The following is a 13,357-nucleotide window of genomic DNA, read 5'->3' as shown; positions in this document are numbered from 1 at the left end:
CGTTTACGAAGACCGTTCATTCACCTTCGTTCTAAAGACTCCACCAGCAGCTGAGCTAATCAAGAAGGCAGCTGGCGTAGCAAAGGGTTCAGCAACTCCTCACACCGTGAAGGTTGCAACCTTGTCAAAGGACGCTCTTTACAAGATTGCTGAGCAGAAGATGGCTGACCTAAACGCCAACGATGTTGACGCAGCTGCAAAGATCATCGCTGGTACCGCCCGCTCAATGGGAATCACCACCGAGGCTTAAGTAACACCCGCCCACCAGGGCACCGCTCATCCGAGCAAAAAAAGAAGTCGTGGGAGCATCGCGCGCGATGCGTCGACCACAACTGTGACCAAAGAAAAGGAACAACAGAATGGCAAAGCGCTCAAAGGCCTACCAGGCCGCAGCAGCTCTCATCGAAGAGGGCAAGTTCTACACCCCTGCCGAGGCAGTCACCCTAATCAAGGAGACCGGCTCTAAGAAGTTCGATTCAACCATCGAGGTTGCATTGAAGCTAGGCGTTGACCCTCGCAAGGCAGACCAGATGATCCGTGGAACCGTTTCGCTTCCACACGGAACTGGTAAGACCGCCCGCGTTATCGTTTTTGCAACTGGTGCCGCAGCTGACGCTGCAGTTGCAGCAGGCGCTGACGTTGTTGGTGGCGACGAGCTAATCGAGAAGGTTGCAGCTGGTTGGGTTGACTTCGACTCAGCAGTATCAACCCCAGAGCTAATGGGTAAGGTGGGTCGCCTTGGTAAGGTTCTTGGTCCACGTAACCTTATGCCAAACCCTAAGACCGGTACCGTTACCCCAGACGTAGCCAAGGCTGTTACTGACATCAAGGGCGGAAAGATTGACTTCCGCGTTGACAAGCAGGCTAACCTTCACTTCATCATTGGTAAGGCATCGTTCACCAAGGAGCAGCTAGGCGAGAACCTTGCAGCAGCACTTGACGAAGTTCTTCGTTTGAAGCCATCTTCTTCAAAGGGTCGCTACCTAATCAAGGCAGCCGTTTCAACCACCTTTGGTCCTGGCATCTTGCTAGACACCAACGTAACCAAGGTTGAGTTCTAAGCTCCAAAAAAGATTTTCCGATGAGGGGATCGGGCCTTAGGGCTCGGTCCCTTCTTCATCGCTTGGAATAACCAGTAATAAAGTTCACTTTTTGTTATTAGGCTTTGCTTTGTTCATTGCAAAGCCTCGAAACCGAAGGGCGGGATATTGCCTCAGCACGCATTTGGCGCAGCCACACTACTTGACACGAAAGACCCTATGGGTTTGCGCTCAAGCGCACCCCTACTAGACGCGTGGATTCGCGACATGGAGACCGACCGGTCACCATTCCAGATTCCAGGCCACAAGGGCCGCACCGATCTTACCGGTGCCATCGTAGACGGCGATATTCCAGTGCTACCGGGCAATCACCCCCACCGCATTTCACCATCACTAATTCTTGAAGCCGAGGCGCTTGCCGCCAAACTCTGGGATGCAGACCTCTGCCGCTTTGGCGTCAATGGTTCTAGCGGCTCAAACCACGCAGCGGTAATGGCTGTGGCTGGCCCTGGCGACAAAGTGATTGTTTCTCGAACTCTGCACAAGTCAGTTTTGGTTGGCTTGGTTTACGCAGGTGTTACCCCGGTCTGGATTCGCCCAGAAATTAACCCAGCTACCGGGCTGCCTGAGTATTTGCCATCAACACGATTGGCCGAAACTATCGCGGCCAACCCAGATGCCAAAGCCGTGCTCATTGGTGAGCCTTCATACGTTGGCACCATGTCAAACATTCCTCGCCTTGCCAAAGTTTGTCACGATGCTGGAATTCCTTTGGTTGTCGACGCGGCTTGGGCAGCGCACTACGGCTTTCACCCTGAACTGCCGAATCACCCGATGGCTGAGGGCGCCGACATCGTCGTAACCTCAGCTCACAAAACCTTGCCTTCTTATTCGCAAGCATCATTTGTTTTGGTCAAGGGCGACTACGTCGATTTGGCTCGCTTCAACAAGATGTTTGATTCGACACAGACCACCTCTATGTCTGGGCGCATCCTTGCCTCAATTGATGCTGCTCGCGCATTGCTAGAGCGTCATGGCGAAGAGCTGATCGGCCCAGTTATCGAGGCCACCGAGCGCGGCCGCGCAACTCTCGTTGCAGCTGGCATCGACGTAATCGACGGCGAATACATCGACCCTCTGAAACTTGTAATTATGCTCAGTGGTTGTGGTTCTGACGGAACCCTGGTTGAAGCAGACCTTTTGGCTGCGAACATCGATGTCGAGATGGCAAACCGAGACATCATCATTCCGATGATTACCTTTGCAGACACCCCTGACCGAATCAACGACTTGATCAATCGAATCATTGAGTCAGTCAATCGACACCGTGGCCCAGTGCGCCCGATTGAAATCTTGCCGGCGTTCTCGATTGAGCCTGAAGTTGTAGTCACCCCTCGCGAGGCTTTCTTCTCGAGCTATGAAGTTGTGGATTCTGCTGATGCTGTCGGTCGAGTTTCGGCTGAAATGATTTGCCCTTACCCACCGGGTGTTCCGGTGCTGTCGCCCGGCGAACTGATTACCGAAGCGGCTCTTGGAGCATTGTTCCAGGCACGAGACATGGGCGTTCGAATCGCCTTTGTCGCAGACCCAACTTTGAAGACGCTGAAGGTGCTTCCAAGAAGTTAAGCCTTCGCGAAGTCGAGTAACCCAACCAGGCGACTAACGCACTTGACGTCTTCGATGTTTTTGAAGTTTGTTCGAACCAACGCCGGGCTGTAAACCAAATAGCAATTGGTCTTAGCACGCGAGATCGCCACGTTTAGCCGGTTTTTGTTAAGCAAAAACTCCAGCCCCCGTGGTGCATCTTCGGCACTCGAGGCCGCGAGTGAAACAATCACTGCCATCGCCTCGCGACCTTGAAATTTATCTACGGTGCCGACTTCGACTTTTTTAAGTCCTGCTTCATCAAGCGCTGAGCGAATTGCATCAACCTGAGCGTTATAAGGCGCAACAACCAGCACTTCATCGGCGCCAACAATCGGAACCAGCTCAAGTGCCTTGTTGACCACTATCTCTACTTCTTCAGGAGATTGGGTGCTGTTGCCGATGTGACTTACGTGAATCAAATAGAGCCCCTGAGCAAGCCCAGAAATTTGTCGGTGATTCGCCGATTCGTGGGCGTGCAGTTTGTTTTGATAAGCCAGCCATGAAACTGGCGCGTTGATCTTTGGGTGCATGCGACGGGTCACTTCAACAAAGTAGCCAACCTCTGGTGGCAAAATTTCGTGTTCACCCATGTAGTGACCGAGTGCTGAGTTGTCGACACCACCCGGATGGATAGCCTGAACCACTTGAGTAAGTTGCTGCGGGTCGCCAAGCAGAACCATGTTCTTGGCAGCGGGGGCAACCGCTATTGCATCTACCAACGCAAACTGCGCTGCCTCGTCAACGAAAATGTAGTCAAACTTTTGCTGCAGTAACTGGCTATTGCAGAATGCCCAAGAAGTGCCACCAATGACATGGCCTGCGCCAGTCTTTGCACGCCAATTAGCTAGTGCCGGGTAGGCGCTCGGGCGCTTCCAAATGTTTTCGGGTTTGTCATTCTTCTTATTCGCTTGCTTTGCAATTCGTGAAACGTCAACACCGGCATCGAGGCACCCCATCAACAGGTTGTCGACTGCCGAATGTGAGTTGGCAACAACGGCAACGCTTTTGCCTTTTGCAACCAAGTGCGCAATTGCATGCGACCCAATATAGGTTTTGCCCGAACCTGGCGGACCTTGAATGGCAAGCACCGAGTGATTTAATCGATCAATCGCATCAATTACTGCTGGCAGGTATTCCGATGCTGTGGCTGGCGAAAGTGGTATGCCGCCGAGTAGGTTTGGAGGCCTGCGCATTAGCAAATCGAGCGCTGCAAAGCCAGCTGGTGCCTCATTGAGGGGCGACACCCAAGCCGCGGCCAATTCGAGGGCATGATCACGCACAGCATCATTTTTGCCGCCAGCACCGATGAGGTCTGCTTTGAAGATGGCGTCTGGTGAGATTCTCGCGTTTTCAATCGTCGTGGTTCTGGTGAAAAAAACTCGGTTGCCTTCGACGGTCGTAACCTGGCCCAAATCGGTCTCATTCTGGTTGGCGCCAGTGCAAAAGCGCACAAATATTTTGCTCTCGGGTTTCAGTAGGCAGGTCTGCCCTTCATCCAAGATGTATTCATATTCGACGGTAACTTTTTGCTTTGGGTCGAAGCTGGGTAGATCAAGTGCATTGGTTGTGCAACCTTCAACCACCAATGCGTTTCTGTCTTCATGCAATGCCTCGAGTGTGGCTTCGCAGCGCAAACGACGTTCGCGCCAAAAGATGACTTCTTCACGCTTGTAATAGAGCACCGAGTGAACCAGAGCTTGCCAGACGGTGCGGCGATATTCGTATTCTGGGTCGTTGCCTTCGATTACTTCGTCGAGGGCCTTGGCCATGTGTGCGGTAGCACGTTGGAGTTCGGCTAGTTCGCGCTCAGCTTTGCTGAATTGGCTCTCGCCATCTTCGTTTTCGCTGGCGCGATCAGCTTTTTTTGCTGCCAACACCGCCTGGTGCGAAGCAAATTTTGAGTGTGCACCCGGCATTGATGCCAGCCATTGATACAGCTCGAGGGTAGAAACGCAATCGTCATCGTTGTAGTCGGCGATGGTTTTGAGCAGGCGCTCAGCCTCAGCGGCGTCAACAGCTAGGGTTTTTCTGTATCGGTCGTACTCATCGATGCTTGAGCCGGCGTCGACCACGGTGCTCTTTCGAGCAAAGTCATAGAAGGCCTCTAACTTTTTGATCGAGTAGCTTGGCTGACTGATCATGATTGAGCCGCGAACCACCTTGAACAGGTCAATGAGCTTGCCCTCGGTGATTAGCCAATCAACTTCGGCCTCCATCACGCCGTGACGATTAGCCAGCTTGGTTAGAGCGGTTACTTCGTAGGCCGCATAGTGATAAATTCTGGCGCCCGGGTCGGCAACCATTCGGGCATGTGCCCAAGTGACGAAACCGATAAAAGCCTCTGCCTCTTGCTCGCGCGAGTGGGCCCACCAGGAATAAAACTTTTTGTCGCGGTCGACTGCACCGAAAAGGTATTCAAGCCCGCCCTTTTCTTCGTAGTAAGGGAAACCCTCCATGTCAAAGAAGACATCGTTGTTGGAGGCTGGCGGCAATACTCCGATTTCTGGGTCATCAATGACCACAAAATCGTGCTTTCCGGTTTGGCGAAAACCAGATTGCAGCTTGGCCTGCTTGCGCAACTTATCGAAACTGTTCGGCACAAAATCTGTCGGGCGCTGTGAGTCACTGGCGTTAGCAAGATCAGACATGGTCGAGATTCCACTTTTGCGAAGTTTCTCGATCTGGCTCTTATTGATATTTGCCACCTGAACCAGATGGTCAACATCTTTGCGGTTTTGATCGCAGAGACCTGGGTATTCGCAGACATCACAGTTCTTCACGGTCTCGCAGTGCAGCGAAAGATTTGCAAGCTCAAAGCCCGCTGCAGATTTGGCGGCTTGAGCTAGGGCAGCCTCGAGATAACTGCGAGCCTGTTTCATTGCAGGCACAATCTGGCCCTCTTCGAAAAGCTCAATTCGGCGACTGCCAAGAATCAGGCCGTGTTTGGCATCGGCTTTCAGCCCGAGTGATTCGAGGGCATCAACGTAGAGAGCCACTTGCAACAGGTAATGCGGTTTCGCCGAGCTAGCGAGTTTTGCATCCCAGGCGATATAGCCCGTGTTGCCATGGCGTTCGACGCTAGGGGAGGCTACCAAAACGCCATCGACAAAATCTAGGTCGTAATCGGCTCGAACCAAGAAGTCAGGTCGGCCGCGGAATTCAGAAACCCCCGTGCTGCGACGAAGGTGCCCCTGGTAGATCACGGGGGTGCCAGCCTTCATCAGGTCAACAGTCTCGCCAAAGCCGTCTTCGCCGATTGGCCGCTTGAAGTTGTCTTCACCCAAACTTGCCAAGAGTTCGGCTTCGATCTCGGCTTCAAACTTGTCGCCATAGGCCATGGCTAGGCTCTTTTCAGCTGGGTATTCTGCCAATAATTCGGCCACGCCTTCGAGATGAAGCTCTCGCGCGATGGCGAGTCTGGTGCAGTGATCGCAGCTTGAGGCTCGCATAAGATCGCGGGTGTTAAACGCCCACTGACCGTCGTTCAATTTATACATTTGAGTTCCCCGATGTTGTTCTAGCTGATCTCTCAGCTGTTTTCTTTGTTCCTGAATTTTCTCACCAGGGTCTGACATTTATTCACTCGACACAAAATATGTGGAACACACCGCGCGACCTGCCCGAGGTGATGCAAATGAGCAAATACTCTCTACATCTATGCCAAAAAGAGAACGAGTCTTGCCGCGCGAGCTAACCCAGCCGCACGAGGAGCGTTTGGCGTTTGACGACCCAAATCGCAGTGAGATTCTGATGCGTCACGAACTAGCCATGGCACTTGATAAACCCGGATACACCGATCCGGCAACCGGCTACTTTGTCTTCACGGCAAAAGCGCTCGCCGAAGAAGGCAAATGCTGCGCAATGGCCTGCCGCCACTGCCCATTCAAGCGCTAGAGAGAAGCCAATACGGCTTCGAGGTCTGCCTTGGTTGGCGGCTCGGCTCCGGCGCGTTCACAGGTAATCGAAGCTGCGATTCCCGCGGTGTAAACGAATTCTCGAAGCACCTCGTCGCTCAAGTTCTGCAAGCGATCGAAAGCATCTGAACCAAGGGCATCAACATCTGAGAGCTGGCCCATTAGATTTGCACAGAAGGTGTCGCCGGCGCCAACGGTGTCGACCACGTTGATCTTTCGTGATGGCACATCAAAGCGAGTCTTAGAGCCGTCTGCTGCCAGTCGGTAAACCGAAACTCCATCGCCACCGCGAGTAATGAAAACGTGGCGAGCGCTGTCGCCGATCCACTTCCAGACAATCTTGTCTACATCGGTGCCGGGTTCAAGGTCGTAAAGCCATTCGATATCTTCATCCGAGGCTTTGATAACGTGCGAAATGTCGTTGATGCGCTCGACGCGAAGGCGTTCGTGGTTGCGTTCAAAACCCAACGCTGGGCGCATGTTGATGTCGTGGCTGATGGTCACAGACTTTTGCTTGTAGTGCTCGCGAGCCCAGTCTTCGATAACCAAATTGCCAGGGCCCATTGCCATACCCAAGCAACCAAATTGAATTGCTGTTGCGTGCATGTTTTCGAGGTCGGCGTCGGTAGGAAGTTCAGCTGGAGTCCATCCCCAGTCTGCGGTTCCGTTCACATAGAACGAGTATGAAGGCACACCGTTTGAGTCAATTGAAACGGTAACCAGGGTTGATTGCTCATCAGCGCTAATTGCATAGTCGAGGCCAACACCGTTGGTGACCAATTTTTCACGGATGAGTTGCCCGAAGCCATCCTTTGAAAGACGCGCCAAGAATTGCTGCTTGGTGCCTCGGCGAGCGAGAGCAATCGAGACGTTCGCGTTCGCGCCGCCAACAATGGCATTGAACGCTCCGGCCTGGTAGCGGTTTTCGATTAGGTCGATGAGGGCTTCGCCGATAACAAGAATCATGCTTCAAAGTTTAGAGGGGTCTAAGGTGAAGTTATGAAGAAATTTTCGTTGGCACAGCGTGCCGTAGCCCTTCCGCTAATTGGCCTTATGGTTGCTTGGGTTCTTTCGATGTGGGCGCAATACAGCGATTTATTTCTGCCGCAGCCTTATTACTCTGAAACCGGAGTGATGTCCGACGAACCTTTCAAACTCTCGGTTTACCTGGTGTTTGCTGGCATTGCAATCGGCTCAATCGCGTCGTTGCTTTCGCAGACGCTAGCCATTCGTGCCCGCGAAGAGCAGGGTGAAGAGAACAAACTGGCTCGCGCAGCTCACCGCTTCGCCAATCTTGCCGTGGTTCTTTCGCTGGTTATCGGAACAATTTTTGCAATCGGCACCTTCATGAGTTCGTTCAACAGCTACAACGGCCAAGGCTCAGACCTCGGTGTTCACTTTTTGAATGTTTACCTTCCGATCATTTTGACCACAGCTTTAGTGGTCACAGTTTTGCTGCGTGCATTTGTGTTCCGCACTGGTTTTGAAGAAACCACGGATGGCTCAAAGCCGAAAATGTCAGAGGCCCAGAAGGCTCTCGGCCTTGGATACGCGGTTCCGATTCTGTCGGCAGCGGTCGCCATGATTTTTGGCCTAGTGGTCTACCAGGTGACTCAAACCAACTTGCAGGTCTGGGTTTGGGTAATCATCCAAGCGATTATTGGCTTCGGAATTATCGCCGGTACCGGGTTCGCGGCAAAAGCTCGAGCAGCTAAGCCAGCGGCGCCGAAACCTCGCACCATGATGGCCGCGGGTGCAGCAAACCTCAACTTTGTCTTGTCTATTGTCTTTGGCGCTGTGGTGAGCATCATGGCCTTCAGCTTTGGCTTTGCAGCGATCGAGAAATTGCGCACCTGGGGTGAAGTTCCAGTTGATTGCAAGGATGTTGACTGTGTTTCAACACCGGTCATCAGCGAATTGAACGGTGTGTGGTTGGTTGAAGAGCTATTGCCAGCCAAGGTGCTGTTGCTATTGGCTGTTGTTGGCATTTATCTAAGCCTCACCAAGCGCAATAAGGCATAGGGCTTGAAAGTTTCGGCAGCTGGGCTGCTATTTGATAATGACGGCGTGCTCGTTGACTCGCACCAAGCGGCAGCTGCCGCCTGGGCTCAGTGGGCCCAAGAGTATGTTCCAGGCTGGAACTGGAATGACCCAAAGAACGCTGGCACTCGTGCTGAAGATATTGTTCGCAGGCATGTTGGCGAAGATCTATTTGAGCAGGCCAACAACCGAATCAATGAACTCGAGCAGCTGAGTGCTGGTGAAACCGTGGCCCTGCCCGGCGCGATTGAGCTCTTGCACTCACTGGCTGAGGGAATCTGGACAGTTTGCACCTCGGCTAACCCAAACCTCGGGCGTGCCCGCCTGATAGCTGCTGGCCTGCCGGTGCCGCCGCAGCTGGTTACGGCTGCCGATGTGCAACGCGGAAAACCGCACCCTGACCCTTACTTACTTGGTGCAGAAAGGCTTGGGTTTGCCACAGTTGACTGCGTGGTCTTCGAAGATGCGCTCGCCGGAATTGAAGCTGCCATTGAAGCTGAGATCGGGCTAGTTATCGGTGTCTCGAAAGTTGCTCTGAAGACTCCGGCCGATATTGTGGTCAAAGACCTGCGGGGAATAACCTTTGATGGCGAAACACTTGTAATTCCTGACAAGAACAGATTGCGATAGGACAAAAATGGCTGATGTAACTTATTACGGTGCTGACTGGTGCGTAGATTGCCGCCGCTCAAAGGCTCTGCTAAACCGTCTGGCTGTTGAATATGACACCAAGGATGTCTCTGAAAGCGCTGAATTAGCCAGCGAGGCTGAGAACATTGCCGGTCGCAAGAACATCCCAGTTATTTTGTTTGCAGACGGCCACTTTTTGGTGGAACCAAGCGACAAAGACCTAGAAGCAGCGCTCGCTGAGCGCAATTTGGCTTAGTTAACTCAGCTTTAGAACTGTTTTTGGCTGGACACTAGCCAAAAGGCAAACCTTCAGGTAGCCTAAGAACGTTACGAATTCGTGACAGTAGTCGTTTGCAGTACATCATTTTGAATCATGTGGCCACCTAAGTGCCACCGCTGAGATGTACCAGTCTTTTCCTCTAATTGAGATTCCGCCGTATTGCGGATGTTCTTCTCGTGTGTGGGTTTAGCGCTGTTCGACTAGCCCATCGGCCAGACGGCAGCTACTCCCTGCTTAGGCCAACACAATTAAAGAGGAAATATCACTATGCCTGGATTTGGCAAATCATCTTCGCGCGCTCCTAAGGGTGCAGGTCGCGACAACTTCAAGCCACGCGAAGACGGTCGTGGCGGCCGTGCACCTCACCGTGCAGCAGACGGCACTGGCCCATCACGAGCTCCACGCGAAAAGGGCGCATTCTTCGAGAATGGCCCAAAAAAGACTTATGGTGACTCACCTCGCGGTGACCGCCCAGCTTATGGCAACCGTGATGACCGCGGTGGCCGCCCAGCAGCTGGTCGCACTTCACCTCGCGAAATGAACGGTGGTCGTGAAGACCGCGGCCGCGACTGGTCACCTCGCAATGGCGAAGGCACCGGTGCTCCGGCACGCAAGCCTCGTTACAACGCAGAAGACCGCGCCAACCGCGACTCACGCCCTTCATACGGCGACCGCGACTCACGCCCGTCTTACGGCAACCGCGACGACCGCGGTGCTCGTTCAGAGCGCCCTTCATACGGCAACCGTGACGATCGTGCTCCTCGTCGTGACTTTGGTGACCGCGACTCACGCCCTTCATACGGCAACCGTGATGACCGTGCCCCTCGTCGTGACTTTGGTGACCGCGACTCTCGCCCTTCATACGGCGACCGCAACGATCGCCCACGTTTCGGTGGTTCAGATGACCGTCGTGGTGGCGACCGACCAGCTTTCGGTAACCGCGATGACCGCGGCCCACGTCGTGACTTTGGCGACCGTGCACCTCGTCGTGACTTTGGTGACCGCAACGATCGCCCAGCATCAGGCATGTCAAACCGACCATGGGAAGACCGCGGCGAATCACGCCGTGACTTTGCTGCTCGCGATGACCGTGGCCCACGCCGCAACTTCTCTGAAGACCGCAACCCAAACCGCCCAGACCGTGCAGCCCGCGATGACTCACGCGAGTCAACCTTCCGCGGTGCACGCGACAGCAACCCAAACAAGAAGGCTTTCTTCGAGGATGTTGTTCTTGAGCGTCTAGATGCAGTTGAGCAGTCAGAGGCAATCACCACCGACAGCTTCGAAGCAATGGGTCTTCACCCTAAGGTCATGATCGCTCTTGAGGGCATGGGTGCTTCAACACCGTTCCCTATCCAGGCAAGCACTATCCCAGCCGCTATTTCAGGCCGCGATGTTCTTGGCCGCGGAAAGACCGGCTCTGGTAAGACCATTGCCTTTACTGTTCCTTTGGTTACCAAGCTGATCGCAGCTGGTTCAGTACCTCGCAAGGCCGGAAAGCCTCGCGCATTGATCCTTGCTCCGACTCGTGAGCTTGCAGACCAGATTGACCGCACCGTAAACGGCATTGCCCGTGCGGTTGGTTTCTACACCGCGTGTATCTACGGTGGTGTTCCTCAGCGCAAGCAAGAGAACGCCATGAGCCGTGGTGTTGACATCGTGGTTGCCACTCCTGGTCGTCTAGAAGACCTAATGGCTCAGCGCATCATCGATCTATCTGAGGTTGAGACCTTGGTTGTCGACGAGGCTGACCACATGTGTGACCTTGGCTTCATCGAGGGCGTTCGTCGAATCATGCGTGCTGCTGGCGACAGCCAGAAGCTGCTTTTCTCGGCAACTCTTGACCGCGAGGTTGACGCACTGGTTAAAGAATTCCTTCCGGACCCATACGTTTATGAGGTTCCTAACGAAGAGTCAGACACCGCCAACATCACTCACCGCGTTATGACCGTTGACCCAGAAGACCGCTCACAGGTCCTTTTGCGCATCGTTCAGGGTGAAGGCAAGTCGATTATCTTTACTCGCACCAAGATGACCGCTGAGCGTTTGAGCGAAAGCCTTACCCAGGCTGGTGTTCCAGCTGCTCGCCTACACGGTGACTTGAACCAGAACCAACGAAACCGCAACCTTGAGCGTTTCACCAAGGGTGCTGTTCGAGTTCTAGTTGCAACTGACGTTGCTGCTCGTGGAATCCACGTTGACGATGTTGCATTCGTTGTCCAGGTTGATCCACCAGAAGAGTACAAGACCTACCTTCACCGTTCAGGCCGTACTGGTCGCGCGAACAAAGAGGGAACCGTTATTACTTTGATTCCTCGCAGCCGTCGTCGTCGCATGGAAGACCTGCTACGTCGCGCCGAGCGCGATGGCATCTTCTCAGATGTTCGACCTTCAAGCGAATTGCTAGAACAGCTTGCTGGCCCAATCGCTCCACCACCGGCACCTGAGGCACTTGACTTTGGTGACTCACGTGGCGGAAACGGTGGCGGCGGCCGTGGCCGTGGCGACCGTGATGGTCGTGGCGGTTCTGGCGGCGGACGCAAGAGCAACTTCGGTGGCTCTGGCAAAGGCCGTTGGTCAGACAAGCCAAAGGGTGATCGACCACGTGGTCGTAAGTTCGAAGGCTAAAAACTAACACTTGCGCTGAAACCGGCGGTCTTGTAGGCTTATCCATAGCCAAAGACCGTCGGTTTTATCTTTAACGAGATAACGAAGGATACGAAAGTGTCAACCCACGTAGGTGTATGAAGAAGTTTCAATTCATCCGTGAATTTTTCTGCTCTGTGCATCTGCATGGAGCATTTTTTATTTCCCGGGGCTACCGACATAAGAAATCAAGGAGCGCCATGGCGAACAAGGTCGAAAAGGTAGCTGAGCTAACTGGTCTATTCCAGAACTCAAACGCCGTTTTTCTAACCGAGTACCGCGGACTCACTGTAGGCCAGCTTAAAGAGCTACGCCGTTCAATCAGTGCCGACGCAACCTACGCCGTAGCAAAGAACACTCTTATTGAGATCGCTGCAAAGAACGCTGGAGTAACCGCATTTGACGGCCAGTTGTTCGGACCAACCGCTCTCGCTTTCGCAACCGGAGACGCTGTCTCAGTTGCAAAGGCTTTGCGTGACTTTGCCAAGGCAAATCCTCTTCTAGTTGTAAAGACCGGTGTCCTAGACGGCGTTGCTCTTTCTGCTGAAGAGGTTAAGAAGCTTGCTGACCTCGAAACCCGCGAAGTTCTATTGGCTAAGGCCGCTGGACTCTTCAAGGCTCCGATGTACAAGGCTGCTTACACAACTCAGGCACCACTTGCTCAGGCAGTTCGCGTCATCGACGCGCTACGCGCCAAGCTAGCAGCCTAAACCCCAAGCTTTACAAACCAATTTTCAAAAACAACAAGGAGATACATCATGGCAAAGTTGACCACTGAGCAGCTTATCGATGCATTCAAGGAACTATCACTTATCGAGCTTTCAGAGTTCGTTAAGGCTTTCGAAGAGGTCTTCGAAGTAACCGCTGCTGCACCAGTTGCAGTTGCTGCTGCAGCTCCAGCTGCTGCTGGCGAAGCTGCTGCTGAGAAGGACTCATTCGACGTAGTTCTTGAGGCAGCTGGCGACCAGAAGATCGCAGTTATCAAGGAAGTTCGCGCACTGACCAACCTAGGTCTAGGCGAGGCTAAGGCTCTTGTTGACGGTGCACCTGCAACCGTTCTAGAGGGCGCAAACAAGGACGCTGCTGAGAAGGCAAAGGCTGCCCTAGAGGGCGCTGGCGCAAAGGTTACCCTTAAGTAATCTCGCTTCACAGCTAAAAAC

At 53.5% G+C, this 13,357-nt stretch carries 11 protein-coding genes and 1 pseudogene; 10 read left to right on the top strand and 2 right to left on the bottom strand.

Annotated elements, in window-relative coordinates; translation table 11 throughout:
• The 3 genes and pseudogenes from Q0L26_RS07120 to Q0L26_RS07110 all read left to right on the top strand — a co-directional run.
• A pseudogene (locus Q0L26_RS07120) lies at window positions 1-250 on the top strand (50S ribosomal protein L11); the annotation flags it as partial.
• A 109-nt stretch (window positions 251-359) separates the two neighbouring features.
• Window positions 360-1,061 carry a 50S ribosomal protein L1 gene (gene rplA / locus Q0L26_RS07115; RefSeq protein ID WP_296649253.1) on the top strand — a complete coding sequence of 234 codons (702 nt, stop codon included), beginning with the start codon at window positions 360-362 and terminating at the stop codon, window positions 1,059-1,061.
• 147 nt (window positions 1,062-1,208) lie between these two features.
• The gene (locus Q0L26_RS07110) at window positions 1,209-2,666 is read left to right on the top strand and encodes an aminotransferase class V-fold PLP-dependent enzyme (protein WP_296649251.1); all 1,458 of its coding nucleotides are present in this window, start codon (window positions 1,209-1,211) and stop codon (window positions 2,664-2,666) included.
• Here Q0L26_RS07110 and Q0L26_RS07105 read toward each other — a convergent pair.
• Window positions 2,663-6,184 (bottom strand): TM0106 family RecB-like putative nuclease, encoded by a 3,522-nt coding sequence (locus Q0L26_RS07105; protein WP_296649248.1) that lies wholly within the window; start codon window positions 6,182-6,184, stop codon window positions 2,663-2,665. The two genes, Q0L26_RS07110 and Q0L26_RS07105, sit on opposite strands and share 4 nt — an antisense overlap.
• A gap of 160 nt (window positions 6,185-6,344) precedes the next feature.
• Between Q0L26_RS07105 and Q0L26_RS07100 the strand changes: the two genes are divergently transcribed.
• Complete coding sequence (locus Q0L26_RS07100) at window positions 6,345-6,581, top strand: DUF5522 domain-containing protein (protein WP_296649247.1); 237 nt, start codon at window positions 6,345-6,347, stop codon at window positions 6,579-6,581.
• Here the strand turns inward: Q0L26_RS07100 and Q0L26_RS07095 are convergent.
• The gene (locus tag Q0L26_RS07095; RefSeq protein ID WP_296649244.1) at window positions 6,578-7,567 is read right to left on the bottom strand and encodes a carbohydrate kinase; all 990 of its coding nucleotides are present in this window, start codon (window positions 7,565-7,567) and stop codon (window positions 6,578-6,580) included. The genes Q0L26_RS07100 and Q0L26_RS07095 overlap by 4 nt on opposite strands.
• A gap of 33 nt (window positions 7,568-7,600) precedes the next feature.
• Between Q0L26_RS07095 and Q0L26_RS07090 the strand changes: the two genes are divergently transcribed.
• From Q0L26_RS07090 to rplL, 6 genes are all read left to right on the top strand, one after another.
• Window positions 7,601-8,623 (top strand): hypothetical protein, encoded by a 1,023-nt coding sequence (locus Q0L26_RS07090; RefSeq protein WP_296649242.1) that lies wholly within the window; start codon window positions 7,601-7,603, stop codon window positions 8,621-8,623.
• Between the two features lie 3 nt (window positions 8,624-8,626).
• Window positions 8,627-9,271: an HAD-IA family hydrolase gene (locus Q0L26_RS07085; protein WP_296649240.1), complete on the top strand. Its 645-nt coding sequence runs from the start codon at window positions 8,627-8,629 to the stop codon at window positions 9,269-9,271.
• A 7-nt stretch (window positions 9,272-9,278) separates the two neighbouring features.
• Window positions 9,279-9,527: a glutaredoxin family protein gene (locus tag Q0L26_RS07080; protein WP_296649237.1), complete on the top strand. Its 249-nt coding sequence runs from the start codon at window positions 9,279-9,281 to the stop codon at window positions 9,525-9,527.
• A gap of 291 nt (window positions 9,528-9,818) precedes the next feature.
• On the top strand, window positions 9,819-12,179 hold the full coding sequence (locus tag Q0L26_RS07075) for a DEAD/DEAH box helicase (protein WP_296649235.1): 2,361 nt from the start codon (window positions 9,819-9,821) through the stop codon (window positions 12,177-12,179).
• Window positions 12,180-12,397: 218 nt separating this feature from the next.
• On the top strand, window positions 12,398-12,907 hold the full coding sequence (gene rplJ, locus Q0L26_RS07070) for a 50S ribosomal protein L10 (RefSeq protein WP_296649232.1): 510 nt from the start codon (window positions 12,398-12,400) through the stop codon (window positions 12,905-12,907).
• Window positions 12,908-12,955: 48 nt separating this feature from the next.
• Entirely contained in the window at window positions 12,956-13,336 is a 381-nt protein-coding gene (gene rplL, locus Q0L26_RS07065; RefSeq protein WP_296649230.1) for a 50S ribosomal protein L7/L12, read from the top strand.
• Window positions 13,337-13,357: the final 21 nt, after the last annotated feature.

Origin of the sequence: Rhodoluna sp. (assembly GCF_024641065.1) — a bacterium.
GTDB lineage: Bacteria > Actinomycetota > Actinomycetes > Actinomycetales > Microbacteriaceae > Rhodoluna.
Note: the sequence above shows the minus strand (reverse complement) of the source record. Positions and strands in the feature narration are given on the sequence as shown.

What these genes read in the sequence shown, in the direction of transcription:
- Q0L26_RS07095 (WP_296649244.1), bottom strand. Translation starts at nt 7,567, where the DNA reads ATGATTCTTGTTATCGGCGAAGCCCTCATCGACCTAATCGAAAACCGC.
- Q0L26_RS07105 (WP_296649248.1), bottom strand. Translation starts at nt 6,184, where the DNA reads ATGTATAAATTGAACGACGGTCAGTGGGCGTTTAACACCCGCGATCTT.
- Q0L26_RS07075 (WP_296649235.1), top strand. Translation starts at nt 9,819, where the DNA reads ATGCCTGGATTTGGCAAATCATCTTCGCGCGCTCCTAAGGGTGCAGGT.
- Q0L26_RS07080 (WP_296649237.1), top strand. Translation starts at nt 9,279, where the DNA reads ATGGCTGATGTAACTTATTACGGTGCTGACTGGTGCGTAGATTGCCGC.
- Q0L26_RS07100 (WP_296649247.1), top strand. Translation starts at nt 6,345, where the DNA reads ATGCCAAAAAGAGAACGAGTCTTGCCGCGCGAGCTAACCCAGCCGCAC.
- rplA (WP_296649253.1), top strand. Translation starts at nt 360, where the DNA reads ATGGCAAAGCGCTCAAAGGCCTACCAGGCCGCAGCAGCTCTCATCGAA.
- Q0L26_RS07090 (WP_296649242.1), top strand. Translation starts at nt 7,601, where the DNA reads ATGAAGAAATTTTCGTTGGCACAGCGTGCCGTAGCCCTTCCGCTAATT.
- rplL (WP_296649230.1), top strand. Translation starts at nt 12,956, where the DNA reads ATGGCAAAGTTGACCACTGAGCAGCTTATCGATGCATTCAAGGAACTA.
- rplJ (WP_296649232.1), top strand. Translation starts at nt 12,398, where the DNA reads ATGGCGAACAAGGTCGAAAAGGTAGCTGAGCTAACTGGTCTATTCCAG.